Source organism: Pseudomonas sp. R1-15 (assembly GCF_051132085.1).
Lineage (GTDB): Bacteria > Pseudomonadota > Gammaproteobacteria > Pseudomonadales > Pseudomonadaceae > Aquipseudomonas.
Genome location: NZ_CP071660.1, coordinates 1,784,444 through 1,808,585, shown reverse-complemented (window position 1 = coordinate 1,808,585; position 24,142 = coordinate 1,784,444). Strand labels below are relative to the sequence as shown.

Genomic DNA, 24,142 nt, shown 5'->3' with positions numbered 1-24,142 from the left:
GGCCGGGCTGAAAGGGACCGGACACTCGGAGAATGGGGATCGGCTTAGATTCCCCGGCTGACGGCGCCGCCTGGATCAGCACCTTCACCGATAAAAAAAGCCGCCCCCTCGATGTGGTAGACCCTCGGTTCTGCAGAAAAGTATTCCTCCAAGCCCAGCATGAACACTCGATGGTCTTCACTTTCTTCGAAACCCGGTGTGTGATGCTCAAGCGATTGCCATCGCACGATCAGGTTGAATTGCTCGGGAGTTTCAATCCCTTGCGCCAGCAAATGGCCGCCGTAGCCCTTTGCTCGGGTGAGCAAAGGGGCGACCTCGGCAAATGCTCGTCTGAACATTTCAATGCATTCTTTGTGAACCGGGAGCAGAGCGATCTCGTAAATCATGGCGTACCTCGAAAATGACTCAAGCGGTTGAAAAAGCGCATTACGCGATGAGCGACGGCTCGACTGCGATCGCGATTTTTCCTCGAATGCCATTGTTTGGACTTTCCAGCCGGGCATGGGCGAGCCCGATGTCGGCCAGCGAATAGACGGCGCCGACATGTGGCCGCAGCAGACCCCGCGCTACCAATGCGCTCAACTCATCGAGTTTGCCGCGGTTCTGTCTGGTGAAAACGAAGTGATAACTCGCGTTCTTGCCCCAGGCCTGAACGACATTCTGTGGCTGTGAAATGTCGACGATCGTGACGACGCGGCCAAGTTGTGCGAGCACGTCAGGGCTGCGTGACAATGTGTTGCCGCCGATGGTGTCGAACACGACATCCACACCGCGGCCACCCGTTTCTCGCATGACGGCTTCAACATAATCCTGTTTTTCGTAGTCGATGATCACATCGGCGCCCATGCTGCGTGCGAACTCGGCGTTTGCCTCGCGCACGGTGGTGAACACCTGTGCTCCCATGGCTTTTGCCAACTGGATCGCTACATGGCCGACGCCTCCCGCGCCGCCGTGTATCAGAATGCTTTCTCCCACTCTGAGCGCCGCACGCACGATCAATGCTTCCCATACCGTCCCGCCAACCAGGGTCAGGCTCGCCGCCTCAAGATGGCTCAGCGAGGCTGGCTTCTTCCCGACGATGCTCTCGGCAGCGACGTGGTACTCGGCATAACTTCCTGGCCCGTCGAATATTTGCGGGGTGTACCAGACTTCATCGCCCGGAGCGAAGTTTGTCACCCCTGGCCCAACTTCTTCGACAACGCCCGATACATCGTGGCCGGTAATGGCCGGCAGTTGCACCAGGTCGGGATAGTCGCCGCGTCGAACCTGGTAATCCAACGGATTGATGGAGGTTGCATGTACCCGGACCAGGACTTGTCCTGTCTGCGGCACAGGCTTGGGCACATCGCGAAGCTCGAACGAACCCGACCCGCCAAATGACTTGAGTACCATCGCTTTCATTGCAAAATCCTCGTATCGATAAAAAGGGATATCGAGATATCTCGATATGCTGTGGCAAAAAAATTACAGTTCTGTCCCTATGATCTCCGCAAGCGCGCTGATGGCTGCTTCATTGCGCTTGTAGTAAGTCCACTGACCGATGCGCCTGACTTCGACCAACCCCACTCGTTGCAACGTCGCAAGATAACCGGACACCGTCGACTGCGACAGTCCGATACCTTCCTGAATACTGCTGACGCAGACTCCCACCGTATGAACGTCACCTTCATCCTGCGGAGGGAAGTTCTTTGCGGGGTCCTTCAGACCTTTCAGGATCTGAAGGCGTGTAGGGTTCGAGAGCGCTTTGAATATTTCGATCAATTCCATGACGCCGAGGATATCGAGATTTTTAGATATGTCAATACGCAACTTCAAGCTTTTCGTCCGAGCCCATCCGACTCACACCACACTCGCCCGATGCAGGCTGCTCATATGTCCGACGCCCGCCTTCTGCAAACGGCTCACCAGATCCTCCCGCGCCGCTCGCCCACCGGAACGCACGTAATCCAACTCCGCCGCGGTGATCAACACCACCGGCACCAATCTGACCGGTGACAAGGGCATGTCCTCCACTCGAGTAGAGAAATCCGGCTCCGGGCCTCCCAGCAGGACCCCAGTGCAATCATCATCCGTTACGAAGAGCTTGGGCAATTGCTCACTCATATGGTGCGATTGACCGAACCCGGGAATCTCCAGGGACAGCGCCCCGTACTGATCAAGCTGGTGCGTGATGCCGCCAGCGTCGGCGACCGTCCTGGCAACATGCTCCACAAGTTCGAACGCCCAGCTGCGCTTGAAAGGATCGACCTCACCCACGGGGCCATAGGCGTGCTCGGGTATATCCGCAGTTTCGACGAACAGCTCCATTTCGAAACCGTTGCCCATTCCTTCCGTATCATCGAACGGATCCGACAGGCCTTCCGTGGCGAGAATGATCGTGGCCCCACGGCGAACCACGCGGTAGGCCTGGCGGGTGGAGGGCCAATAAGGGCCACCGGAAAAGGTTGGACTGATCATATAGGCAAGGACATCCCGCTCGACGGTGCCGACAGCGCGCCAATGACGATCCAGGCACGCTTCACCAGCTTCCCGGATGGCCAGATTGGCTGTTTCTGCCTCGGTCAGGTCGCCGAGCTCCTGGGTCTGCGGCGTTGGCTGCGCGTCCTGGGTTTCAGGGGCTTTGGATGAACCGAAGAGCTTCTTGAAAAAATTCATGGGTGTTCCTGTTCGAAACTTGCAGTTGCGGTAAGGTCAGGCGCCAGCCTGGGTCGATTTTCAAAAGGGATACCTGTGACGCTGACGGCCGAAAGCCTGGTCAGGATAGCAATGACCAACCCCATCAACGCGCAAATCACCGCGCGACTGCCTTCGCTCGGCCTGGATCAATCCATGCTTACCGCTGGCTGCATGTTCCAGGCCGTCTGGAATCATCAAACGCAGCAAGCGCCCGCTTGGGGTGTCAAGGATTACGATGTTTTTTACTTCGATCCGGACCCGTCCTGGGAAGCCGAGAATGAAGTGATCAACGCCGCCCGGCAACTCTTCCAGGACCTCGACGTCAGCATCGAGATCAAGAACCAGGCTCGCGTCCACCTTTGGTACGGTCAGCGGTTTGGCAAGTCGTATCCTCAGCTTCAGTCGGCCAAGGATGGTGTTGATCGTTATTTGATTGCGGGGACCTGTATCGGACTGGATGTTGAAACCGGTGAAGTCTATGCGCCTTACGGCCTGGCTGACGTAGAGCAAGGCATTCTCCGTATCAATCCAAAAAATCCCCAGCCGGATTTGTTCGTTGAGAAAGCGGGAAGCTATCAGGCTCGCTGGCCGTGGCTCAGGATCATGGAAACATGATGCAAATCTCCATGGTCCTGGTGGCGAGGGAGCTTGCTCCCGCTGGGCGGCAAAGCCGCCCCAAACGTTCTTCCAGACGAACTGCATCCACCGGTCTACGACGGCTACGCCGTCGAGCGGGAGCAAGCGCCCTCGCCACGAAGCGTGTACCTGTAAGATCATGTACGGAAGCAGCTGCCGCCTTCGCGAGCAGGCTCGCTGCCACAGAAATCGGCTCGGGGTTCAAGCACCTGCCCATTCAAGCTTGACTCATTGTCCCTGAGAAACTTGCCTCCACCGGCCCGATCAGAAAGACCGAACTCACGCCATCCCATTGCACCGTCACGTTTCCGCCATCACATTCAACTTCGACGGTACTATCCAGCAGTCCACGACGGATTCCGTTGACAACCGCGCCGCACGAGCAAGAACCTGAACCCAGCGCAATGCCCGCCCCGCGCTCCCAGATGCGCAATCGGATATGCGTGCGATCAACGACCTGGACGAAATGAACATTGGTCTTGAGTGGAAATAGCGGGTGGGTTTCGATGGCTGGTCCGATAATGGCGATATCAACGTCAGCCAGATCGTCGACAAAATATGTGCAATGCGGGTTGCCCATGCTGCACGCGGCTGGACTACCGGCGAGGGGCAAAACGGTGGAATCGAGGTCCTGCGACAGGGGAATGTCCGACCAGCCGTAAAGTGGCACGCCCATGTCGACGCAAATGTCGCCGTTTGGCGTACGCTCGCAGATCAACAGACCACGGTTGGTGCGTAGCGCTACCGAAGCAACATTGGCTTCGCGCATGAGCAGGTCCGCCACCCCGCGCGTCGCGCTGCCACAAACATCCAGCGCGGAGCCATCTGCGTTCCAGAACATCACCCGCGCATCGGCATCGTCACAATCGAGCAGCACCGCGAGTTGATTGAAGCCCACGCCGCGGTTCCGATCCCCCATCCGCCGGGCTATCGCACTGGTCACCGGACTGGGCGAGTTTCGCGAATCGACGATGACAAAATCGTCGCCATTGGCGTGCATTTTCTGAAAGTTGAGATTGAGTGTCGGTTGCATGTTTTCTTCCCTGAAATCGTTAGCGTTGCGTCTGCTCGTACGCCTTGGTCATGACCTTCCAGGTCTTGGCGTCGGCAGGAATGAGATGCTCGATACGCAACGAGCTCATCGTGATGTCGAGCGGCATGCCAAAAGTGGTGAATGTTGACATGAACGTCAGCTCGCCATGGGGCGACTCGACCTGCGTCAATAACAACGGAGGCAGATCGTCAGCCAGCGCCGAAGCGCTGTGTGGAGTCGGCAGACTCTTCAGAATCCCAGCCAGTGCGGGATTGTTCAAGGCTTCCCGAGACGCCCGTTGCCAGGCCACTAATCTTATTTCCTCGGCGTTGCTCAGATGGTCGCCCAAGCCGCCGGGTTGCAGCAGTGTCACCAAGAGATTGAGTCCATCTGCGACATCCCTGGCAAGACCCACCAGATCGAACAGGACACCCGCGCTGGCGTTGGCTGCAAGGATGTCCCATTGAGCATTGAGCACAATCGCCGGAGCGGGATTATTGGCACGGAGGATGTGATCAATGGCATCACGCACCACTTCCATTGACGACGACGTGAGCGGTGTCGTTTCGTAGCGAGGGGCGTAGCCACTGGCGAGGAAGATGCCGTTGCATTGTTCCAGAGGCACATCCAAGGCAGCCAGTAAGTTATGCAGAGTGCCAGGGCTTGGCTTGGCGCGCCCCGTCTCGATGCAGCTTAGGTGACGCTGAGATATCCCTGTTATCAGTGCGCAATCCAATTGACTCAGTCCGGCCTGTTGGCGCAAGTGACGCAGTTGCGCACCGGCTGAGGCTGGCGGCGCTGCTGGAGTAAAGGGTCGACTGTTCATGCATTGACTCTGGCATTCCGGGGGAGCGGCGTCGATGACCTCAGAGGTCATTGAGTCCATGATGGCCATTTCAATAGCCTACCTCTACTGACCATCGAACCAGTCCAGGGAGGTAAAAATGAAACGACCTTATGTTGCACTTTTCGCGCTGCTGCTTTTCTCCGTGTACACAGCGAATACTCTGTTTCTCGCCGAGCAATCACTCATGGAGTTCGGCGTCAGACTCATGTCCAGCCCAGACACCGCGCAAGTAGTTATCGACCTTTATCTGCTCGCCTGCATGGCATGCATCTGGATGTACCGGGACACATGCGCAAGAGGCAAATCGCTCGTATCGTTGCTACCTTACATCGTGATCACGGCCATCTTTGTATCAATCGGTCCATTGCTGTACATCGTCGTTAACGGATTTGGACGTCAATCGCCGGTGACGGTTACACCTGCTCATCCGCCTTCTTGAACAATGCTTCAGGCATTATTACCCAAACTTCCTTGGGTATTTCCTCCAGAACCCCGCCGCTGTCAAACATCCAGGGCCCAACGACGGTCGAGAAGAACGCGATGCCAACGCAGGATTTTATAGAAGCTACGCGGTTTCGCCGCAATGGTTGTACTGAACCAAGGCAGTTGTTGGTCAATGGGCAGTATGTCGGAGGGCACGACTGATGATGCGGGTCCGCTCGAACCTCATCGTCGGATTGGCCCTCGCGGTAGTCGCGACGCTGAGCTGGGCGCTGAACTTCATTGCGCCCTACGTCACCGGGGCCTACACAATCTATGATTTGATGATCGTAAGATTCCTGATCGCCGGAGCGCTGGGCCTGGTTGTGGTGTTGCTCTACCGGGCCCGACTTCGGCTCCTTCGCCTCGATCAGATGCTCCTGGCCGCAGGCCTGGGTGTGATCGGCTATCTCGGCTACAGCGCGTGCATCGCCGCCGGTATCATTTTTGGTGGGCCGGTGCTGACCCCGGCCTTTATTGGCATGGTGCCGGTCTTGCTGGCACTGCTGGGCAACGCCACGACCAAAACCCTTCAGTGGCGCAAACTGGCGATCCCATTGGTTTTTCTAACCGTGGGCCTGCTGCTGTCCAATCTCGGCGCTGTCCATCAACCCGTTGCAAACCAGGGATCCTGGCTGATGGGTTTGCTGTTTTCTATCGGTGCCGTGATCTTGTGGCTCGCGTTCAGTTGGTTGAATCAACGCGCCTTGCTGAAGCTATCGCCCAACGCCTCGGGCGTATGGACAGGCCTCATGATGGCGGGTGCGGGAATCGGCACCGTGTGCCTGTTACCGGCGATACAAGCGTTCGACCTGCTCGCACTGCCGCGCGTGGGTTTCAGCCTTTCCGTTGCAGGACACTTGTACCTCTGGAGTTTCGTTATTGCGTTGATGTCATCCGTCGTCGGTGCCTGGGCCTGGAACGCTGCGTCCCGGCGCCTGCCCATGGTGCTTTCCGGGCAGTTGATCGCCCTGGAGTCGCTGTTCGCGACACTGCTTGGCTTGTGGTTTCATGGTCGGCTGCCGACGCTACTGGAAATGTCGGGGCTTGCTGCGGTGCTTGTCGGGGTGATCATGGCGGTGCGTATCATCATGACTTCGCGTGGATCGACAATGGCCCGGGTCCCTTGATCAGCAGGTTATTGTTATCCCCTATCCGGCTCCTTTACTGCCTTTCTGCGCCCCTTCGAAGTCACTACTTTGTATTCAGCGGCATCGGCCTCTTCCACTGGCTGTGCAGTTGGAGAGTCGCTGTGAAAGCGGTAATACGTTGAGGGTTTCCTGACAGGAAGATCGACAGTTCCGAGATGAGCAGCCTTTGCAGGACCAGCCGACAAGAAAGCACTCGGTTCCATCGCAAACCGCTCAGCCAGCGCATATGCCATCTTGTGACTGATGGGGCGGTCTCCATTGAGCACCTTGGACACCGCGGTTTTATCACCGATTTCAGGGAGGTCTGAGCCAGTGAGCCCGAGTGTCTCCATAAGGTCCTTGATCAGTTGCACCGGGGTGCAGGTTGCCTCAAAAGCAGCGTTCGATTCGCGAAACTGGTCGGAATCACGCTGGTACGCCAGGATTTCCTCTTCAAGCTCAGCGAGAATCCTTTCCTCGGTCTTGCTCAGCCCACGCCCATCGGTGAGCTCATCGAGCAAATCGGTCGCGCGCTCGTAGTCGGCCGGGGTCTTGATGCCGTGCACAAACTCACCCCGCAGGCGATCCAGTATCGTGTAAAGCTCGCCAAGCGTTGCGATCACCGTTTGAAAATCGTTCCGGGCTGCGCTCATCGTTTTGTCCCTTTGTTTCTTGCATACCAGACGTTGGCGACGTCGTAATCGGCATGCGTGTAGACGTGTTTGACGTAGAACTTCTGCCGCGCGTAGTTAACGCCGCCTATCACCCTGAGATTATTGCCGCCTACATCAATCACAACCCAATTCATTGCGGCTCTTGGCTTGAACAAGTCGACACCGTGCGTACCGAAAAGCTTTTGCAGGTCTGCGAATTCCTTGGGGCGCGCCATTCTCAAAATGCGCAGGCAGCGCTCAAGCCCAGCCCTGTCGTTCGGGTACAGAATCGCAGCGTCGTCAAAGCGGGATGGCGTGAGTATATCCATGGGCGTCCTTGTCTTTGAGCCGATGGTACTCTGGTTGTGTTTTTTAACAACTTTTGTTTGTTGGCAAATGTGAAAGCTTAATGATGACGGAAAACGTCAGCAATCCCAGCCGTGCGCTGAACCTCGACGCAACCATCAGGCCAATGGGTCAGCGCCCCATCTTCAATCGAACCCCTTCCGACGCCATGGGTCTGTTTTTGTATCACTGTCGCGGAATAGATCCCATGTCCCCACACCAGAGCCTGGTGCTACTGGCCCGAGGCGGTTATGCCGCTCGTGGCGCTATCTATCTCATCGTCGGCATTCTTGCCTTGCTCGCGGCCCAGGACTCCACCAAACCGAAGGACAGTCACAAAAGCCTTGAAATGCTGCTGAGCCAGCCCTTCGGCCATGCCTTGGTCGGCCTGGTGGTAGCGGGCCTGCTTGCCTTCGCCGGCTGGCGCATCTTGCAAGCCACGCGCGACGTTGATCATCACGGCACGCAGTTCAAGGGCCTGGTGATTCGCGCCGGGTTGCTGGCGGGCGGCCTGGTCAATGGCGCGCTGGCGTTCTTTGCCCTGGGCCTGCTGATCAGTGGCTTGAAAAGCTCCGGGGATTCCGGCGGTGGGCAAACCCAGGACCTGCTGGCGCGCGTCCTGTCCTGGGACCATTCGAACCTGTTGGTTTACCTCGCCGCCCTGGTGCCGCTGGGCGTCGGCATTGCCCATATCATTAAAGGCTGGAAGGCCTCGTTCGAAAAATATTTCGAGGCTGACGAAGAAGTGATGCGTTATGTACGGCCGGTGTCGCGCTTCGGCCTGATCGCCCGCGGGGTGGTGTTTATCGAGATCGCCGTGCTGCTGATCATCAGCGGCTCGGCCTATAAAGCCGTGGACCCGCCCGGCATGAAAGATGCCCTTGATGCGTTGCAGAATCTGCCGGCCGGAGGCTTGGTGTTGATGGTGATGGCCCTGGGGCTGATCGCCTTTTCGGTCTACAGCTTTTCCGAGGCGGCATGGCGCAAGATCAATATGGATGTGCCAGGAGTGGCGCACACATAGGTCAACTTGCGCCGTTGTTATGTCAGCTGCCCTCTACTGCGCAGGCGTTACCCGGCGCATGAGGTCATTTAACGCGTAGGTGTCGAGGAAGGCCATTGCCTGAATGATCCGGCCATCCTTGAAGGTCAGTTGCCACAAGTAGGTATTGTTGTAGGGTTTTTGATCGAGGGCTGTCGCAGTGCCGTTCCACAGGACAACGACAATGTCGTCCTGGGCGATGATGCTCTCCAACGTGGGGGAAATTGGCGTCGCCAGTCGGGCGCTGATCGGCCGCACGGCCTGTTCGATCAGCTCGGTCTTGCCGTCATACACGCCGGAAACCGGGCTCGATCCGGCGACTGTCCAGACCGCATCGGGCGCCAGCAGGTCGAAGACCGTGCCTTTGCCCTGCTGCCAGTTCGTGAATGCCTGGCGGACCAGCTTCGTATTGGCCTCTTGAGTGTTTCCCGAAGCCCAGGAGGTGTTCGTGGAAAGCATTAGAGCCAAAACAACAACCTGGGTACGCCAGGCCAAACTTTTCCATATAGTCATGATGTTTACCTCACGGCAATGCAGTTGATAAAAGTTCTTTCTGAGAACCATAACGGCATGCGCCTTGAAGCTTTTGCTCGATACTGCTGTGGGGTTGCCTGATGCTGTTCGCAGGTCGTTTGATCTATGCGGAGGGATGAAGATAAGGCCGAGCGACATATTCATAAAATGCCTGCGCAGCCAGATTCTTGTCTTTCGCCTCCAACATGATGTCGAAACGGTCCAGAAACTTGAGCGCGTATTCGTTGGTCCAGCGATTCCACATCTGATCACTGTGACCGTACAAGTCACGTTTGGACACCACCTTCAATAACGCATCCATCTCAAGCTTTTTGCCTGCATCGAAACCCAATTCCTGCAATCGCTCCGGCGGCTGTGAATAATGCATGGTGGGCCGAACTCCACGCCAACTTTCGATGATGCGATCGACTCGCGGGGAGTCCGGTGCGATGTAATCGTTCTCGTTGATCCAACAGTGGTGGATATCCAGCACGACGGGGGCAAGGTCAGCCAGTTGCAGGCAATCATCGACGCCGTAGGTCTTCTCCTCGTTTTCGAAGGTGATGCAATTGCGCGCCACCTGCGACAACCGCGGCCAGATCGAACGGATCCCCTCGCCGCCCAGGCGCCCGGCGATGTGCACGTTGCATTTGAAGTCCTGGAAGCGCCGACCGTAACCCATCATCCGGATCATGTCGGCGTGGTACTCGAACTCTGCGATGCTGTTCTCCACCACGCCCGGTTTATCCGAGCCCAACACACAATACTGGCCAGGGTGGAAGGACAGCCGGATATCCGCCGAACGCGCGAGGTTGCCAATCACAGCGAAGCGTTCTTCCAGCTGGCTTTGAATGGCCGGGTCCTGATAGAAAGCGCTCACCTTCGGATGACTGTAGAACGGCAACAGATCGCTGCTCAATCGAAGCATGCGCAGCGTTGGCCCAAGCTCGGCAACGTAGGCGATGAGGCGCAGTTGTGCGTCGAGATTGTGCGTCACGACTTCAAGCAGCTTATCGCGGGCGACCTGGAGAGGGACGCCATCCATCCAGCGTAACGTCGTGGTGCGGGGGTTGTATGGCGCTTCGATCGTCTTTAATGCACTCGCAGCAAGACCGCGATCAGGGTGCCGGTATTGGCAGGCGAAGCCGATTCGGGGGTGAGTCATGGGAGGTCCTGGCCGTCATCCGTGTTGGCGATAGACACTCTGGAGGCTGAGTTGTCCTTTTTGATTGGCTCGATGAAAACAGTTTTCGGCGATATGTTGACCACGCTTGGCGCCGCCAAGAAAAACCGATTGCGATGCGCTCGGCATACCTTGAAACCCAGGTACATGCTGATCGGCGAACCGAGATGAATTCAAATGCCTATACTTTGGGCAGGAAAAAACTCGCAGCCGTACCTTAAAGGCACAATATGGATCTCAGGGCAGCGCACAGAGCGCGACCCGTGGTGCCCCCGAAAGGACGAACACCATGCAGGAATTCAGTATGAACGGCGCAGAATTGGAAAAGGTCCATGTCGAAATTGCCAAATTGATGGCTGAGACCAAAAAGCTCAACGCCGAAGCGGGCAAGATGACTCGCGAAACGTTCTGGTACCCAGTCGCGGTTGCCACCGGCCTGATCGGTACGGTGGCCACCGTCACCACGCTGCTAATCAAATTCGTCTAACCTGACAGGCCCTGTAAACGCGGGGCCTTCTTACCTTGAGCCCGCATGAAAACCACCATGTCGTCCTTTTTTTAAGGACCAAAAACCACAAACCCCCGACTTTCTCTAGAAAAATCAGGGGTTTGTGTTTGCAGAATATGGCGGTGAAGGAGAGATTCGAACTCTCGATACAGTTTCCTGTATACACACTTTCCAGGCGTGCTCCTTAAGCCACTCGGACACTTCACCGTGTCTCGGCAAACTGTTCAGTCTGTCGAGGCGCGCTAATGTAGTCGAAAGCCTTTCCGATGGCAAAGGTTTTTTTCAGAATTTTCATGCGGTTAAGGCCGGTCGGGCATTTCGGACGCGGCGAGGCAGGGCAAACCGGCCAAGTTCCGGCTTCGGCTATGGGTGGCCCCAAGGGGCAAGCGCTGGCTGTTGGGCGCTTTGCGAGATTTGGGGCGGAGCGGCGCTGACCGGTGAGTCAGTCACGGCGCTTTACCTGGCCTGCGGCGGTGGGTAACGTCTGCTTCACTTCTCTTACAAGGAATAGCGTCATGAGCGACCTGATTGCCTACCATCTCGAAGACGGTATCGCGACCCTGACCTTGAACAATGGCAAGGTCAATGCCATTTCGCCTGATGTGATCGTCGCATTCAACGCTGCGCTGGACCAGGCAGTGTCTGATCGCGCGGTGGTAATCATTACCGGGCAACCGGGGATTCTGTCGGGCGGTTACGATTTGAAGGTGATGACCGCCGGCCCCAAGGAGGCAGTCAGTCTGGTCGCGTCGGGTTCGACCCTGGCCCGCCGCCTGCTGTCGCACCCCTTCCCCGTCGTTGTCGCCTGCCCTGGGCATGCGGTGGCCAAGGGTGCGTTCCTGCTGCTGTCGGCGGACTACCGCATTGGTGTGGAGGGGCCGTTTACCATCGGGCTGAACGAGGTGCAGATCGGCATGACCATGCACCACGCCGGTATCGAGCTGGCCCGTGATCGCTTACGCAAGTCTGCGTTCCACCGCTCGGTGATCAATGGCGAGATGTTCAATCCGCAGAGCGCCGTGGATGCCGGTTTCCTCGACAAGGTGGTCGCGGCTGACGAGTTGCAAGCTGCGGCACTGGAGGCAGCGCGTCAGTTGAAGAAGATCAACATGACCGCCCACAAGAACACCAAGCTCAAGGTTCGCAAGGCGTTGCTGGATGCATTGGACAGCGCGATTCTGCTGGATCAGGAATACACGGGCTGAACGTTGGCTAAAGGCAATATCGCTCACCTGGAAAAACAACGTACCCGTGGCGAGGGAGCTTGCTCCCGCTTGAGTGCGAAGCACTCATGAAAATGGGCCTGCTACGCAGTCCAGCGGGAGCAAGCTCCCTCGCCACGGGAGCGGTGAAGTTTCCCGTGTAAGTTACTGGGAATCGGTAACCGCTCTATCCCGCTTCTTACGCGTCGTTTAGAAACATACGCTTAAACATCGTCTATCTCCTCCCTCTACAGGCGCAATTGCCGAAAACAGTGCACATCCGTACACTGCGCCACCTTTTGTCCCGATGGGGCCTGTTGATGTTGTTTGCACTGCGTATGTGTTTGATGGGCCTGCATTTTGTTCTGGCAGGTGTGCTGGGGGTGGTTCTGGGTGTGTGCCGGCCATTCAATCCTGACAACAGTCGTATATGCGCCAGGTTATACGCGCTGCCTGCGATGTGGTTTCTACGCCTGCGGGTCAAGGCAGAGGTCGACACGCTGGTCAACAAGACTCATGGCTGCGTGATCATCGCCAATCATCAGTCCAACTACGATCTTTTCGTGTTCGGCAACGTGGTGCCGCGTCGTACCGTGTGCATTGGCAAGAAGAGCCTGAAGTGGGTGCCGTTGTTCGGCCAACTGTTCTGGCTGGCGGGCAACGTGTTGATTGATCGCGGCAATGCAATCAAGGCGCGCAAATCGATGCTGACCACCACCCATACGTTGCAGCATGAAAACACGTCTATCTGGGTGTTCCCGGAAGGGACGCGCAACTTGGGGGAAGACCTGTTGCCCTTCAAGAAAGGCGCGTTCCAGATGGCGATTGCCGCCGGGGTGCCGATTATCCCGGTGTGCGTCAGCACTTATATCAAGCATATGCGCCTGGATCGCTGGCACGCCGGTGACATTCTCATTCGTTCGCTGCCAGCCATTCCTACCGCTGGCCTGAGCATGGATGACATGCCCCGCCTCATCGCCCAATGCCGCGAACAGATGCGTGAATGCATCGAGACGATGGACCGGCAACTGCGCGTTGCGTAAACCAAAAACCCGCCTTCACGGCGGGTTTTCTTTTGCACCGAACTCGGCGCATTTTGCTGACTCTCAAAGACCATGGCGCGCTAAGCTGCACGTTGCCTGCCACTGCCAATTTCCAAGAAGAAGCGAACCATCATCATGGGTAGAGTCGTTGCTGCTGCGGTTTACAGCGCCGGTAAAAAAGTCACCAATATCACCCTCGACGAAGGCAGCGCCTGGGCTGCAAAACCAGGACATTTTGTCTGGATCGGCCTCGAAGAGCCCAGCGCGCTGGAACTGACCAACCTGCAACGCCAGTTCAACCTGCATGAGCTGGCAATTGAAGACGCCATGGAGAAACATAGCCGTCCCAAGCTGGAAACGTTTGGCGATGCGCTGTTCATCGTCACCTATTCGCCGGTACGCGAGAACGGCAAGCTGCAATTCATCGAGACCCATATCTTCGCCGGCAAGGGCTATATCATCACCGCTCGCAACGGCCACTCGGCGTCCTACGCACATGTCCGGCAGCGCTGCGAGGCGCGTCCCATCTTGCTGGAGCATGGGGAGGATTTTGTCCTCTACGCCATCCTCGATTTCGTCATCGAGAACTACCAGCCCGTCGGCGAAGCCATCCACACCGAGATCGATGAACTGGAGCGCAACGTACTTTGCAGCGCCTTGAACGAGCGCGATATCCAGAACCTGCACAGTCTGCGCCGCGACGTGCTACGCCTGCGTCGTTATGCGGCACCGATGGTGGAAATCAGCGAAGAGCTGCAGCGCCTGGACTTTCCGTTCATTGACAAGAACATGACTCCGTATTTCCGCGATGTGCAGATTCATGTGACCCGGCAGATGGAAGACCTGGCGACACTGGCGGACATTGCCAGCCAGACCATCGAAATCGGCGTATTGCTGGAGGCCTCGCGCCAGAGTGTGGTGCAACGCAAGTTCGCAGCGTGGGCGGCGATCCTGGCGTTTCCGACCGCGGTGGCCGGGATCTATGGGATGAACTTCGAAAACATGCCGGAGTTGACCTGGCACTACGGGTATTTCCTGGTGCTCGGGTTTATCGGGGTGGGGTGTACGTCGTTGTGGGCGAGTTTCAAGCGATCGGGATGGTTGTAGGATTTGCCGGTGGGATTTGCGTGGCCGTCTTCGCGAGCAGGCTCGCTCCCACATTTGATCTGCTGATCAAATGTGGGATGCCCGGACAATCAGCCTTGGGCGGCTTCAGCTTGGGGTTTGTGGGCGACGAAACGCATCATCCACTCCGCTACCGTCGTGCCGTGATGCTCCTGTTCAAGGCTCGCCACGCCCTGGCTGTAGATCTGCTCGCCGAGGTGTTGCTGGCGAATTTCCAGCAGGGCCCGGGAATAATCATGGATGAATTCCGGGTGGCCCTGGAAGCACAGGACCTGATCATTGATGTGATAGGCCGCGAATGGGCAGAAATCGCTTGAGGCGATGACCGTGGCATTTTCCGGCAGCTCGGTAACCTGGTCCTGATGACTGATCAACAAAGTCAGTTCCTCCATCACCGGGCTCATCCAGGGCGCCTTTGCCGCGAGTTTGTAACGATGGGTGCCAACCCCCCATCCCTGGCTGGCGCGCTCGGTCTTGCCGCCCAGCAACAAGGCCAGCAACTGATGACCAAAGCAGACGCCCAGCAGTTTGTCGCCACGCTGGTAGCGGTCCATCAGATAGGTCTTGAGGGTCTGGATCCAGGGGTCGCTGCCAAAGGAGTCGGCCTTGCTGCCGGTCACCAGGTAGGCGTCGAATTGCTCGCCATCGCTGGGGTATTGCCCCTCCACCACGTTGTATACGACAAACTCGGCCGCAATGGGCTGTTGCGAAAACAGGCGCTGGAACATCTGCCCGTAACCCTGATATTGCTCGACCAGTTCCGGACGCAGGATATCGGTTTCCAGAATGCAGATGCGTAACGACATAAAAAATACCTGACACGATGATGGGAATATTGCACACCCCAGAGCCTGCCTTGAAACACCGCTCCAAGGCAAGCCCCCTCCCCGTCAGAACGTCGCCCGGCTGGCGGCTTTTTCCAGCAACAGGGCCGGTGGTGAGAAACGTTCGCCATATTGCTCGGCCAGGTACTGGGCACGAGCGATAAATGCCGGCAAACCGTACTGGTTGATGAACTGCAACGTCCCACCTGTCCAGGCGGCGAAACCGATGCCGAACACCGAGCCGACATTGGCATCCGGCGTCGAAGTGACGACGCCTTCTTCTACGCAGCGAACAGTTTCCAAGGCCTGGATGAACAGCAGGCGATCGCGGATATCCTGCGCGGGGATTTGCCCATCGGCTTTCTCGAAACGGCTCTTGAGCTCCGGCCAGAGATGCTTCTGCCCTTGGGCTGGATAGTCATAAAAACCGGCTCCGGCCGCTTTGCCTGGTCGTTTGTACTCATCAAGGAGCAGGTCGACCACGGCGAATGCAGGATGCTCTGTCGGCGCTTTCCCTTCTGCGTGCAGGTCTTTGGCGGTTTGAGCGCGGATATGGCTCATCAAACCGAGGGAAACCTCGTCAGAAACAGCCAGGGGCCCGACCGGCATCCCGGCTTTGCGCGCTTCGGTTTCGATCATCGGCGCACTCACGCCCTCGCCGAGCATCGCAATGCCTTCGTTGATGAAGGTGCCAAACACCCGCGAAGTGAAAAAACCACGGCTGTCTTTGACCACGATGGGCGTCTTGTCGATCTGCCGGGCAAAATCGAAAGCCCGGGCCAGGGTTTCATCACTGGTCCCGGCCCCCTTGATGATTTCCACCAGCGGCATTTTTTCCACCGGACTGAAGAAGTGCAGTCCGATGAATCTGCTCGCGTCCGGCACCGCCTCGGCCAGGCCGGTGATGGGCAGGGTCGAGGTGTTGGAAGCGATCACCGCCTCAGGCCCCGCTGCCGCCTGGGCTGCTGACGACACTTGGGCTTTCAGGGAACGGTCTTCGAAGACGGCCTCGATGATCAGGTCGCAACCGGCCAGCTCGGCATCGTTGTCGGTAGGGTGAATCCGCGCCAGCGTGGCGTCGCGTTGTTCCTCGGTGAGTTGGCCGCGCGCGACTTTTTTGTCCAGCAACGCCGCCGAGCGTGCCTTGCCCTTCTGTGCGGCGGCCAAGTCGATGTCCTTGAGCACCACGTCGATGCCGGCCACGGCGCTGACGCAGGCGATACCGGCGCCCATCATGCCCGCACCGAGCACGCCGACTTTTTTTGTCAGATAAGGCGCAACACCCTGTGGGCGGGATTTGCCGGCCTTGATTTCGTTGAGTTGAAACCAGAAGGTGCCGATCAGGTTCTTCGCCACTTGTCCCGTGGCGAGCTCGGTGAAATAGCGCGTCTCGATCAGATGCGCCGCGTCAAACCCCACCTGCGCGCCCTCTACTGCAGCGCAGAGAATCTTTTCCGGTGCCGGCAGGCAGCCCTGGGTCTTGTTGCGCAGGATCGAAGGCGCGATCGCCAGCATCTGGGCGACCTTCGGGTCGGACGGGGTCCCGCCTGGAAGCCGATACCCCTTCACATCCCAAGGTTGGATCGCATCCGGATGGGCGAGAATCCAGGCTCGGGACTTGGCCAGCAGCTCGTCGCGATCCGCCGCCAGCTCGTCGATCAAGCCGGCCTGCAACGCCTGTTGCGGGCCAAGTCGCTTGCCCTCGAGCAGATACGGCAAAGCCTTTTCCAAACCCAGCACCCGCACCATCCGCACCACACCGCCACCGCCCGGCAGCAAGCCGAGGGTGACCTCCGGCAAGCCGATCTGCACCGATGGATGGTCCAGCGCTACGCGATGATGACACGCCAGGCAGATTTCCCAGCCGCCGCCCAAGGCCGCACCATTGATCGCCGCGACGACGGGTACACCGAGGGTTTCGAGGGCGCGCAGTTGCGCTTTCAGCCCCAGGACCATCTGATAGAACGCCTGGGCCTCGGATGGGTCTATCCTGAACAGCTCGTTCAAGTCGCCACCGGCAAAAAAGGTTTTCTTGGCCGAGGTGATGATCACCCCGGCGATTGAATCTTTTTCGGCCAACAGACGCGCCACGCAGGCGGCCATCGCCTCGCGATAGATCGCGTTCATGGTATTGCTGCTCTGGCCCGGCATGTCCAGGGTCAGGAGAACGATCCGGTCCTGGCCGGTTTCGTAACGAATGGCTTCGGTCATGAAAAGTGTTCCTTGGTGTCGAGGGCTCAGAGGCGTTCGATGATAGTGGCGATGCCCATTCCGCCGCCGACACACAGCGTCGCCAAGCCGTAACGCAGGCGACGCGCCTCCAGCTCATCGAGCAAAGTGCCAAGAATTGCGCACCCGGTGGCACCGAGTGGGTGCCCCATGGCGATAGAACCGCCGTTGACATTCACCTTTGCGGGATCGATGGCCATGTCCTTGATGAATTTGAGCACCACCGAGGCGAAGGCTTCGTTGACCTCGAACAGATCGATGTCTTCCACCCGCAACCCGGCTTTCGCCAAGGCCTTGCGGGTGGCCGGGGCCGGGCCAGTGAGCATGATGGTCGGCTCGGTGCTGGTGACCGCAGTGGCGACGATTCGCGCCCGGGGCTCCAGGCCCAACTCGCGGCCCTTTGCCTCGGTGCCGACAAGCATCAGCGCCGCGCCGTCGACGATGCCCGAGCTGTTGCCCGGGGTGTGCACATGGTTGATTCGTTCGACATGGCTGTAGACACGCAACGCCGTCGCGTCGAAGCCCATCTGGCCCATCGCCTCGAAACTCGGCCGAAGCTTGCCCAGCCCTTCAAGGGTCGAGTCGCCACGGATGAATTCGTCGTGGTCCAGCAGCACGATGCCATTCTGGTCCCGCACCGCCACCAGTGATTTCGCGAACGATCCGTCGTCCCGAGCCCGAGCGGCCTTGCGCTGGGATTGCAGCGCGAAGGTATCGACATCTTCGCGATTGAAACCTTCCAGGGTAGCGATCAGGTCCGCGCCAATGCCCTGGGGGACAAAATGCCCCTGCAGGTTCGATTGTGGGTCCAGCGCCCACGCGCCTCCATCGCTGCCCATCGGTACCCGTGACATCGACTCCACGCCGCCGGCCACCACCAGGTCCTCGAAGCCGGAGCGCACTTTCATCGCCGCCAGGTTCACCGCCTCAAGGCCCGAGGCGCAGAAACGGTTGAGTTGCACGCCCGCCACGCTGACGTCCCAGCCTGCCACCAGGGCCGCCGTCTTGGCAATGTCGGCGCCTTGGTCGCCTACCGGAGTCACGCAGCCGAGCACGATGTCATCGACGTGACGGGTGTCCAGGTCCATGCGCTGGCGCAACGCGTCGAGCAGGCCGGCGACCAGGTTCACCGGCTTGACGGTGTACAGGGCGCCATCGGCCTTGCCCTTGCCGCGGGGCGTGCGTAATGCATCGAAAATCAAAGCTTGGGTCATGACATCCTCGAACCATCATCGACGTAATGCGAACACCTCCAACCTTAAGCCCAGCGGCGCCGGATTCAATGACCCCAGCGCTCAACGGCATTGACAGCCACGCTCAGACGAACGGTAGCGTGCTATCGGGTTAACCGTTTCAGGTGAGCAAGCTGTCTAGCAAGAGGGCCGGCAAGTAGCTGGCAATAGGCCTCATGCCTGTTTAATAGCTATCAGCTTAAAACTCATACGAATTGGATCTAAGCCAACGCGGCTGCGGCCCCTAATGTAAACCCTGTACAAGAGAGTCGTCGGGTTTTGCCGAGGCGCTTGTCAGCTAGTTTCAAACAGGAAGTGCAACGCCAGCCGCCATGGAGCTACGCAGGCTGGCCTCAGGAAATAACAAAAAAGGCGGGTCAGCCATGTTCAAACATTCGAAAGTTCGTCAAGCCGGACTCATTCTCTTTGCCACTACGCTGCTGTTGATTTTGCCGAACATTACCAAGGTCATCGGCTGAATCCGGCGCGTGGTGCCATCGCCAGCAAATGCACGAGAGTCGTTGTTCAAGCGACGGTGGCTGTGCCACCCTTTGCGCTTCCCTCTCGACATGGAAGGCGATTCATTGAAAGCTCTCATTGCGATCGGGGCGCTGCTGCTCAGCACGCCTCTATTTGCCGCGCAACTCGTGCTTGAACTGGGCACGCAGGCACGCACCTGGCAAACCGAGGAACTGCTCAAGCATCCTGAAGCTCGAACGGTCCGGATCAATGAAGATGTTTCCTACAAGAAACCCATGAGCTATCGCGCCGTCCCCCTCACGGCGTTGTTGACCGGCGTCCAGCCGGATGACCACTTGCAGGCCGTGGCGCTGGATGGCTTTGCCGCGGAAATGCCCGCTGCACCGTTGCTCAACCAGAGTGGCGCCCGTGCGTGGCTGGCGATCGAAGACCCCGCAGCCCCCTGGCCGTCGCTGGGCGAGGGCAAGCGCAGTGCCGGGCCCTTTTACTTGGTCTGGACCGATCCCCAGGCGGGACATATCAGCCCCGAACAGTGGCCCTACGCGCTGGCGAGCATCAAGCGCCTGTCCGCGGTGGCCGAGCGCTTCCCTGCCCTGCTGCCCGCCCCAGGCCTGGCCAAGGACGATCCGATCAATCAGGGTTTTGCGCTGTTCCAGAAAAACTGCCTGGCCTGCCACCGCCTCAACGGTGCAGGCGATGCCCAGTTCGGCCCGGACCTGAACATTCCCTTCAATCCAACCGAGTACTTCTCGGGGGATTTTCTCAAGCGTTACATACGGGATCCGCAGAGCCTGCGGCGCTGGCCTCAAGGGAAGATGCCGGGGTTCTCGGCGGCGGTGCTGCCGGATGCGGAGCTTGATCTGCTGGTGGGATATTTGAAGCATATGGCGGGACGCAAGCAGCCGTAGATGCTTGATTGCCACAAGAGCGCTACATGAAAACGGCCGACACAAAGGTCAGCCGTTGCTGTGCTGCAAAGAGTAAGTATCAGGCCTGCAGGCGACGGATCTCCTGCTTGACGCCCCACCCTTCAATGATGCCACCCAGTGGCTCCACCACCGCCTCGAAATTCAGTTCGAAGTCGCCGATATCGTCATAAGTGGCGTACATCACCCGGCTCAGTTCCAGTGACCAGGCTCCATCTTCCCGAGCGCTGATCTGCGCATTCAACGATTCTCCTCGAAAATGACCTGCCGCCCTGCGCGCCCGTTCCTCGTCGGGAAAAATGGCGTAGAACTCGATGGGATGGAATTGGGAGAAATCGAAACCGCCTTCTTTCATGCGGCGCAACACGCTGGTGCTGACATCTTCTTGATAGGCTGTGCTCATGAAACGTCCTCCTCAGAACCGATGGATAGACTTTCCGTCTTCCCGTGCATGCAACCAGCGGTTACAAGCGATACGGCATCAAATGACCGTCGGGACACAAGCATGTAGCTGACAAGACCGGACCTTCGCGATCCTTTCGCTGATCTCGATTGCAGAGTAGCGTCAAGTCAGTGCGACTGCCAAGCGGGACCAGACAATGAATTTCATGGAACCGGTTTGATGCTGATGATTTCAATGCTGTTCTGGGTTTTCAGGCTCTTGACCGTGGGGTCGTCGGTGCGGCCCTCCAGGTCGTTGAGGTCCAGCTCTTTCGAGAGAGGTACCAGCTTTTCCCGAATCAGTTGTGCCGCTTGTTCCATCGTGGGCTCCTGGGCGTAATCAAACTGCTCGGCGATCGTTTCGCCGTGATCGTCAACGAAGGTGATTTCCCACTTTTGCATCAATGTCTCCTTGATCGATGGAATGGCCGGGCTTACCTCTATCTCGACATTGGCGGCGAAACAATCGTTCCGCTGAGTTCGTTGACGGCACATACGAAAAAACCGCCTCAAGGGCGGTTTTTCTCGGAGTGACCAGGACTATTTTTCGGCGCGTTCTTTCAACGCTTTCAGGGTATTGAACGGCGCATCCACCACGAACTTGTTAGCCAGCCAGGACGGAACATCGCCCCCCGGCTCGGTATGGACCTGGTAAATCACTTCGACCTGATCCGCGCCCTTGGGCGTGAATTTCCAGAAACCGTCGACTTGTGCCACTCGCACGAAACCTTTTTCTTCAGGAGCGTAAGCGGGCACGCCCTTGAGGTTGCGGGTCAGGCTGCCATCCGCACCTTCGACGGTAGTGACTTCCAGCACTGAGTCACGGGGCGTGACCGGCCATGGTGTGTTGAATTGAGTGTAGGTCCAGCTCTTGCCGCCCTCGTGCTTGAGCAGCTTCTGGCTCTTGCATTCATGAATCCAGGCACAGGCACCCGATACGTCTTCCTGCAAGGCTCGCAACTTCGCCATGGTGGTCTTCATGACGGTCACGCCTTGGTAGGCCTTGTACTTGGAACCGCTGACTTCACTGAGTGAAACCTTGATGCCTTCCTTTTCCTTGGCAACCTGCCAATCCTCAGCCTGGGCGGTAGCCGTCGCCAGCAACACGGTCAAACCACACAACACAGCCATACGATGCAGCGAACCCATAATTGTTTTCCTTGTTTTCGAAGTTCCGATCTTGACGCATTACGCTGCCGTGACTTGCTCCCACCAACCGATCAAGCGAATGGCTTCTTCGCTGCTGTCGCCACAGACCTCGATGTCAGCCTCAAACGCCGAGCACACCGCAGGGCGATCGGCCCGGCCGAATATCTGGCACAGATTGTCGACCGACAACTGCACGCAACGCTCGCCCGCCGGCTTGCCTTGAGGCATCCCTGGGATGGGTGAGCTGATGGAGGGGGCGATGCAGCAGGCGCCACAGCCCTCGCGGCATTTCATGACGAAAACGTCCTCGCGGCAGGTAATGGTTGATAACAGGACAGAGAGTAACGGCTAAAACGAACGTTTCAAATTACTGGATGGGTGTTTTTTCGTTCATGACGCGATGACCGAGCAGTCAGCGACGAGTTGCAGGCGCAACGAATGCCTACTGCTTGAATTCGAACTCCAGCGCTGCGCCTTCAACTTCGTTGCGCTCCTGGTTGCGCAACGGCAGCTGCATTTCGTTGCTCAGCAAACGTCCGTTGAGTTGGAACGGCCCAGGCTTATCGCCGAACATGGGCGGCAACAACGGCTCACGCTTGGGCAGCGGCACAGTCCCCGGGGGCTTCAGCTCCTCGACCATTTCATTGGGCAAGCTCAAGTCGAGCTTCGCCGGTGGCAGTCGGGTCTTGGCAATTTCGCGGGCGGATTTGCTTTTAGAGGCGACAGGCGCACGTTTTTTTCTGGTATTCGCTGCTTTCTTCGCGGGGGCTTTTTTCACCGCTGCGGGTGCCTTGCCAGAATTCTTCGTGGCGCTGGCCGCGGGTTTTTCCTGTGCCGCAGCCGCCACGACGCCTCCTGAATGGAAGGCAGTCAACAGGCCAAGCAAAACCCAGACGGCAGGGACAATGGCTTTCATTGGACTCGATGGCAGTTACGACACAAGCCCCATGCTCGCCTGTTAATCGAGCGCTGACAAGCATGTCCATCCAAGCGCTTGAATTTAAAGGAGCCCGCTCGCGGTCTCCTGGCACAGCTGGGTGGCCAACAGCCCCAGCGTCATCAGGGCCCGCTCTGCCTCGCGGTTCCAGGGCGTGCCGCAGTTCAGGCGAATGCAGTGGTTGAACTGCTCGGTGTTACTGAAGATCAGCCCGGGGGCGATGCTGATGCCCTGTTGCAGCGCCCGCACGTGCAACTCCTGGGTATTGACCCGTCCCGGCAGGCTGACCCAAAGGATGAAGCCCCCGGTAGGACGGCTCATTTGCGTGCCTTCGGGAAAATACTGCTGCACAGCCAGTTGAAAGGCGCTGAGGTTCTTGCGGTACTCCTGGCGAATGTAGCGCAGGTGCCGGTCGTAGCCGCCGTTTTCCAGGTACGCCGCGATGCCCATCTGCGTGACGCTGCACGCCGAATGAGTACTGAACGTTTGCAGGCGCTGGATCTCTTGCTGGAACTTGCCGGCGATCATCCAGCCGATGCGCACACCCGGCGACAAGGTCTTGGAAAAACTCGAGCAGTAGATCACCCGATCCAGGCGGTCGTACGCCTTGAGTGCCTTGGTACGCCCCTGCTCGAACATCAGTTCGCCGTAAATGTCGTCCTCGACAATCTGAATGTCGAAATCCGACGCCAGGCGCAGCAGCTGCTTTTGCCGCTCCTCAGGCATCGTGCCGCCGAGGGGATTGCTCAGGCGCGTGGTCAGGACCAACGCCTTGATCGACCACTGGTTGGCCGCCAGCTGCAAGGCTTCAAGGCTCATGCCGGTGACAGGATCGCTGGGGATCTCGATCACCTTGAGCCCCAACAGGTCCGCCAGCTGCAGCAAACCGTAATAGGTCGGCGACTCGGCGGCGATCAGATCCCCCGGCCGGGTCAGCACGCGCAGCGACATTTGCAACGCATCGACGCAGCCATGGGTGATCACTACTTCGGAGGGGTCGACCACGACTCCGGCATCACGCATGCGAATCGCCACCTGGCGTCGCAACGGCTCGAAGCCGGGGCTGAACATGTAGCTGAAGGCCCGCGGACTGTGAAACCGTGTGACCTTGGCCAACTGCTGGTGCAACGCCCGCACTGGCAGATAATCGACGCTCGGTACCGCCGCGCCCAGCGGGAAGACCCCTTCACGGCGCGACTCGACTAACACCTGCTGGATAATGCTGCTGCGCGTCACCAGGCCGGGGCGCTCGACCCGGGCGATGTCCGGCGTCGGCGCGGTCAGGGCCGGCGTCTGGTGCACGTAGTAACCCGACTGCGGCCGCGCCCGGATCAACCCCTGGTCTTCCAGGTTGGCATAGGCCTGCAACACAGTGGCATGGCTGACGTTGAGCTGCGAACTCATCTTGCGCACCGATGGCACGCGTTCGCCGGGCTGATATACACCGCGCCGGATATCTTCAGCCAGTTGTTGAGCAATACGTTGGTAGAGCAGGAGGTTGGTCATGA

Annotated in this window: 28 protein-coding genes and 1 tRNA gene; 9 read left to right on the top strand and 20 right to left on the bottom strand. The window is 58.3% G+C overall.

Going from position 1 to position 24,142, the window contains the following annotated elements:
- Positions 1–44: 44 nt before the first annotated feature.
- From J3P97_RS08275 to J3P97_RS08260, 4 genes are all read right to left on the bottom strand, one after another.
- On the bottom strand, positions 45–386 hold the full coding sequence (locus tag J3P97_RS08275) for an antibiotic biosynthesis monooxygenase family protein (protein ID WP_434673883.1): 342 nt from the start codon (positions 384–386) through the stop codon (positions 45–47).
- A 40-nt stretch (positions 387–426) separates the two neighbouring features.
- Positions 427–1,401 carry a zinc-dependent alcohol dehydrogenase family protein gene (locus J3P97_RS08270; RefSeq protein WP_434625092.1) on the bottom strand — a complete coding sequence of 325 codons (975 nt, stop codon included), beginning with the start codon at positions 1,399–1,401 and terminating at the stop codon, positions 427–429.
- Positions 1,402–1,464: 63 nt separating this feature from the next.
- On the bottom strand, positions 1,465–1,767 hold the full coding sequence (locus J3P97_RS08265) for an ArsR/SmtB family transcription factor (protein ID WP_305501316.1): 303 nt from the start codon (positions 1,765–1,767) through the stop codon (positions 1,465–1,467).
- Positions 1,768–1,839: 72 nt separating this feature from the next.
- A complete protein-coding gene (locus J3P97_RS08260; RefSeq protein ID WP_434673882.1) occupies positions 1,840–2,655 on the bottom strand; it encodes a suppressor of fused domain protein in 816 nt (271 codons plus the stop codon).
- Between the two features lie 111 nt (positions 2,656–2,766).
- On the opposite strand from J3P97_RS08260, the gene J3P97_RS08255 reads away from it, so the two are divergent.
- Positions 2,767–3,291, top strand: coding sequence for a nucleotidyltransferase family protein (locus J3P97_RS08255; RefSeq protein ID WP_434673881.1), 525 nt, complete (start codon positions 2,767–2,769; stop codon positions 3,289–3,291).
- 238 nt (positions 3,292–3,529) lie between these two features.
- On the opposite strand, the gene dapF is transcribed toward J3P97_RS08255, so the two are convergent.
- The gene (gene dapF, locus J3P97_RS08250) at positions 3,530–4,345 is read right to left on the bottom strand and encodes a diaminopimelate epimerase (protein WP_434673880.1); all 816 of its coding nucleotides are present in this window, start codon (positions 4,343–4,345) and stop codon (positions 3,530–3,532) included.
- Positions 4,346–4,364: 19 nt separating this feature from the next.
- Positions 4,365–5,171, bottom strand: coding sequence for a helix-turn-helix domain-containing protein (locus J3P97_RS08245; RefSeq protein ID WP_434674521.1), 807 nt, complete (start codon positions 5,169–5,171; stop codon positions 4,365–4,367).
- A gap of 118 nt (positions 5,172–5,289) precedes the next feature.
- On the opposite strand from J3P97_RS08245, the gene J3P97_RS08240 reads away from it, so the two are divergent.
- A complete protein-coding gene (locus tag J3P97_RS08240) occupies positions 5,290–5,631 on the top strand; it encodes a DUF2834 domain-containing protein (protein ID WP_434673879.1) in 342 nt (113 codons plus the stop codon).
- Positions 5,632–5,836: 205 nt separating this feature from the next.
- A complete protein-coding gene (locus tag J3P97_RS08235) occupies positions 5,837–6,802 on the top strand; it encodes a DMT family transporter (protein ID WP_434673878.1) in 966 nt (321 codons plus the stop codon).
- 14 nt (positions 6,803–6,816) lie between these two features.
- Here J3P97_RS08235 and J3P97_RS08230 read toward each other — a convergent pair whose 3' ends face one another.
- Together J3P97_RS08230 and J3P97_RS08225 are read right to left on the bottom strand one after the other, a co-directional pair.
- Positions 6,817–7,455, bottom strand: a complete 639-nt coding sequence (locus J3P97_RS08230; RefSeq protein WP_434673877.1) for a helix-turn-helix domain-containing protein — start codon at positions 7,453–7,455, stop codon at positions 6,817–6,819.
- Complete coding sequence (locus tag J3P97_RS08225; protein WP_434653158.1) at positions 7,452–7,784, bottom strand: type II toxin-antitoxin system HigB family toxin; 333 nt, start codon at positions 7,782–7,784, stop codon at positions 7,452–7,454. Before J3P97_RS08225 ends, J3P97_RS08230 begins: the two co-directional genes overlap by 4 nt.
- A gap of 224 nt (positions 7,785–8,008) precedes the next feature.
- On the opposite strand from J3P97_RS08225, the gene J3P97_RS08220 reads away from it, so the two are divergent.
- Positions 8,009–8,824 (top strand): DUF1206 domain-containing protein, encoded by an 816-nt coding sequence (locus J3P97_RS08220; RefSeq protein ID WP_434673876.1) that lies wholly within the window; start codon positions 8,009–8,011, stop codon positions 8,822–8,824.
- Positions 8,825–8,857: 33 nt separating this feature from the next.
- Here the strand turns inward: J3P97_RS08220 and J3P97_RS08215 are convergent, their stop codons facing one another.
- On the bottom strand, positions 8,858–9,520 hold the full coding sequence (locus J3P97_RS08215; RefSeq protein ID WP_434673875.1) for a nuclear transport factor 2 family protein: 663 nt from the start codon (positions 9,518–9,520) through the stop codon (positions 8,858–8,860).
- The gene (uvsE, locus tag J3P97_RS08210) at positions 9,480–10,520 is read right to left on the bottom strand and encodes a UV DNA damage repair endonuclease UvsE (protein ID WP_434673874.1); all 1,041 of its coding nucleotides are present in this window, start codon (positions 10,518–10,520) and stop codon (positions 9,480–9,482) included. The genes J3P97_RS08215 and uvsE overlap by 41 nt, the downstream gene beginning before the upstream one ends.
- Before the next feature lie 322 nt (positions 10,521–10,842).
- On the opposite strand from uvsE, the gene J3P97_RS08205 reads away from it, so the two are divergent.
- A complete protein-coding gene (locus J3P97_RS08205; protein WP_434674520.1) occupies positions 10,843–11,025 on the top strand; it encodes a hypothetical protein in 183 nt (60 codons plus the stop codon).
- A gap of 138 nt (positions 11,026–11,163) precedes the next feature.
- Here the strand turns inward: J3P97_RS08205 and J3P97_RS08200 are convergent.
- Positions 11,164–11,253, bottom strand: a tRNA-Ser gene (locus tag J3P97_RS08200).
- A 308-nt stretch (positions 11,254–11,561) separates the two neighbouring features.
- Here J3P97_RS08200 and J3P97_RS08195 point away from each other — a divergent pair.
- From J3P97_RS08195 to J3P97_RS08185, 3 genes are all read left to right on the top strand, one after another.
- Complete coding sequence (locus J3P97_RS08195) at positions 11,562–12,251, top strand: crotonase/enoyl-CoA hydratase family protein (RefSeq protein WP_434603302.1); 690 nt, start codon at positions 11,562–11,564, stop codon at positions 12,249–12,251.
- 317 nt (positions 12,252–12,568) lie between these two features.
- Positions 12,569–13,291, top strand: a complete 723-nt coding sequence (locus J3P97_RS08190; protein WP_434625114.1) for a lysophospholipid acyltransferase family protein — start codon at positions 12,569–12,571, stop codon at positions 13,289–13,291.
- A gap of 135 nt (positions 13,292–13,426) precedes the next feature.
- Positions 13,427–14,398: a magnesium and cobalt transport protein CorA gene (locus tag J3P97_RS08185; protein WP_434603299.1), complete on the top strand. Its 972-nt coding sequence runs from the start codon at positions 13,427–13,429 to the stop codon at positions 14,396–14,398.
- Between the two features lie 89 nt (positions 14,399–14,487).
- Here the strand turns inward: J3P97_RS08185 and J3P97_RS08180 are convergent, their stop codons facing one another.
- The 3 genes from J3P97_RS08180 to J3P97_RS08170 all read right to left on the bottom strand — a co-directional run bounded on the left by J3P97_RS08180 (position 14,488) and on the right by J3P97_RS08170 (position 18,683).
- A complete protein-coding gene (locus tag J3P97_RS08180; protein ID WP_434569324.1) occupies positions 14,488–15,222 on the bottom strand; it encodes an amidotransferase in 735 nt (244 codons plus the stop codon).
- Positions 15,223–15,306: 84 nt separating this feature from the next.
- Positions 15,307–17,451 (bottom strand): 3-hydroxyacyl-CoA dehydrogenase NAD-binding domain-containing protein, encoded by a 2,145-nt coding sequence (locus tag J3P97_RS08175; RefSeq protein WP_434673873.1) that lies wholly within the window; start codon positions 17,449–17,451, stop codon positions 15,307–15,309.
- Positions 17,452–17,477: 26 nt separating this feature from the next.
- Positions 17,478–18,683: an acetyl-CoA C-acetyltransferase gene (locus tag J3P97_RS08170; RefSeq protein ID WP_434603293.1), complete on the bottom strand. Its 1,206-nt coding sequence runs from the start codon at positions 18,681–18,683 to the stop codon at positions 17,478–17,480.
- A 587-nt stretch (positions 18,684–19,270) separates the two neighbouring features.
- Here J3P97_RS08170 and J3P97_RS08165 point away from each other — a divergent pair.
- Entirely contained in the window at positions 19,271–20,089 is an 819-nt protein-coding gene (locus tag J3P97_RS08165; protein ID WP_434674519.1) for a c-type cytochrome, read from the top strand.
- A 79-nt stretch (positions 20,090–20,168) separates the two neighbouring features.
- Here the strand turns inward: J3P97_RS08165 and J3P97_RS08160 are convergent, their stop codons facing one another.
- From J3P97_RS08160 to J3P97_RS08135, 6 genes are all read right to left on the bottom strand, one after another.
- Positions 20,169–20,510, bottom strand: a complete 342-nt coding sequence (locus tag J3P97_RS08160) for a ribonuclease E inhibitor RraB (RefSeq protein WP_434569327.1) — start codon at positions 20,508–20,510, stop codon at positions 20,169–20,171.
- Positions 20,511–20,713: 203 nt separating this feature from the next.
- Complete coding sequence (locus J3P97_RS08155; protein WP_434603291.1) at positions 20,714–20,950, bottom strand: hypothetical protein; 237 nt, start codon at positions 20,948–20,950, stop codon at positions 20,714–20,716.
- A 138-nt stretch (positions 20,951–21,088) separates the two neighbouring features.
- Positions 21,089–21,697, bottom strand: a complete 609-nt coding sequence (locus J3P97_RS08150; RefSeq protein ID WP_434653175.1) for an START domain-containing protein — start codon at positions 21,695–21,697, stop codon at positions 21,089–21,091.
- Positions 21,698–21,736: 39 nt separating this feature from the next.
- The gene (locus tag J3P97_RS08145) at positions 21,737–21,991 is read right to left on the bottom strand and encodes a YkgJ family cysteine cluster protein (RefSeq protein ID WP_434603288.1); all 255 of its coding nucleotides are present in this window, start codon (positions 21,989–21,991) and stop codon (positions 21,737–21,739) included.
- Between the two features lie 148 nt (positions 21,992–22,139).
- Positions 22,140–22,613, bottom strand: a complete 474-nt coding sequence (locus tag J3P97_RS08140) for a translation initiation factor 2 (RefSeq protein ID WP_434673872.1) — start codon at positions 22,611–22,613, stop codon at positions 22,140–22,142.
- An 84-nt stretch (positions 22,614–22,697) separates the two neighbouring features.
- Positions 22,698–24,140, bottom strand: a complete 1,443-nt coding sequence (locus J3P97_RS08135) for a PLP-dependent aminotransferase family protein (protein WP_305496026.1) — start codon at positions 24,138–24,140, stop codon at positions 22,698–22,700.
- Positions 24,141–24,142 lie beyond the last annotated feature (2 nt).

Coding starts and splice junctions, on each gene's coding strand:
- J3P97_RS08255 (WP_434673881.1), top strand. CDS start 2,767: ATGACCAACCCCATCAACGCGCAAATCACCGCGCGACTGCCTTCGCTC.
- J3P97_RS08220 (WP_434673876.1), top strand. CDS start 8,009: ATGTCCCCACACCAGAGCCTGGTGCTACTGGCCCGAGGCGGTTATGCC.
- J3P97_RS08215 (WP_434673875.1), bottom strand. CDS start 9,520: ATGAATATGTCGCTCGGCCTTATCTTCATCCCTCCGCATAGATCAAAC.
- J3P97_RS08155 (WP_434603291.1), bottom strand. CDS start 20,950: ATGCAAAAGTGGGAAATCACCTTCGTTGACGATCACGGCGAAACGATC.
- dapF (WP_434673880.1), bottom strand. CDS start 4,345: ATGCAACCGACACTCAATCTCAACTTTCAGAAAATGCACGCCAATGGC.
- J3P97_RS08170 (WP_434603293.1), bottom strand. CDS start 18,683: ATGACCCAAGCTTTGATTTTCGATGCATTACGCACGCCCCGCGGCAAG.
- J3P97_RS08265 (WP_305501316.1), bottom strand. CDS start 1,767: ATGGAATTGATCGAAATATTCAAAGCGCTCTCGAACCCTACACGCCTT.
- J3P97_RS08175 (WP_434673873.1), bottom strand. CDS start 17,451: ATGACCGAAGCCATTCGTTACGAAACCGGCCAGGACCGGATCGTTCTC.
- J3P97_RS08160 (WP_434569327.1), bottom strand. CDS start 20,510: ATGAGCACAGCCTATCAAGAAGATGTCAGCACCAGCGTGTTGCGCCGC.
- J3P97_RS08165 (WP_434674519.1), top strand. CDS start 19,271: ATGGAAGGCGATTCATTGAAAGCTCTCATTGCGATCGGGGCGCTGCTG.
- uvsE (WP_434673874.1), bottom strand. CDS start 10,520: ATGACTCACCCCCGAATCGGCTTCGCCTGCCAATACCGGCACCCTGAT.
- J3P97_RS08270 (WP_434625092.1), bottom strand. CDS start 1,401: ATGAAAGCGATGGTACTCAAGTCATTTGGCGGGTCGGGTTCGTTCGAG.
- J3P97_RS08185 (WP_434603299.1), top strand. CDS start 13,427: ATGGGTAGAGTCGTTGCTGCTGCGGTTTACAGCGCCGGTAAAAAAGTC.
- J3P97_RS08225 (WP_434653158.1), bottom strand. CDS start 7,784: ATGGATATACTCACGCCATCCCGCTTTGACGACGCTGCGATTCTGTAC.
- J3P97_RS08205 (WP_434674520.1), top strand. CDS start 10,843: ATGAACGGCGCAGAATTGGAAAAGGTCCATGTCGAAATTGCCAAATTG.
- J3P97_RS08275 (WP_434673883.1), bottom strand. CDS start 386: ATGATTTACGAGATCGCTCTGCTCCCGGTTCACAAAGAATGCATTGAA.
- J3P97_RS08140 (WP_434673872.1), bottom strand. CDS start 22,613: ATGAAAGCCATTGTCCCTGCCGTCTGGGTTTTGCTTGGCCTGTTGACT.
- J3P97_RS08240 (WP_434673879.1), top strand. CDS start 5,290: ATGAAACGACCTTATGTTGCACTTTTCGCGCTGCTGCTTTTCTCCGTG.
- J3P97_RS08190 (WP_434625114.1), top strand. CDS start 12,569: ATGTTGTTTGCACTGCGTATGTGTTTGATGGGCCTGCATTTTGTTCTG.
- J3P97_RS08260 (WP_434673882.1), bottom strand. CDS start 2,655: ATGAATTTTTTCAAGAAGCTCTTCGGTTCATCCAAAGCCCCTGAAACC.
- J3P97_RS08195 (WP_434603302.1), top strand. CDS start 11,562: ATGAGCGACCTGATTGCCTACCATCTCGAAGACGGTATCGCGACCCTG.
- J3P97_RS08245 (WP_434674521.1), bottom strand. CDS start 5,171: ATGAACAGTCGACCCTTTACTCCAGCAGCGCCGCCAGCCTCAGCCGGT.
- J3P97_RS08150 (WP_434653175.1), bottom strand. CDS start 21,697: ATGGGTTCGCTGCATCGTATGGCTGTGTTGTGTGGTTTGACCGTGTTG.
- J3P97_RS08230 (WP_434673877.1), bottom strand. CDS start 7,455: ATGAGCGCAGCCCGGAACGATTTTCAAACGGTGATCGCAACGCTTGGC.
- J3P97_RS08145 (WP_434603288.1), bottom strand. CDS start 21,991: ATGAAATGCCGCGAGGGCTGTGGCGCCTGCTGCATCGCCCCCTCCATC.
- J3P97_RS08180 (WP_434569324.1), bottom strand. CDS start 15,222: ATGTCGTTACGCATCTGCATTCTGGAAACCGATATCCTGCGTCCGGAA.
- J3P97_RS08135 (WP_305496026.1), bottom strand. CDS start 24,140: ATGACCAACCTCCTGCTCTACCAACGTATTGCTCAACAACTGGCTGAA.
- J3P97_RS08235 (WP_434673878.1), top strand. CDS start 5,837: ATGATGCGGGTCCGCTCGAACCTCATCGTCGGATTGGCCCTCGCGGTA.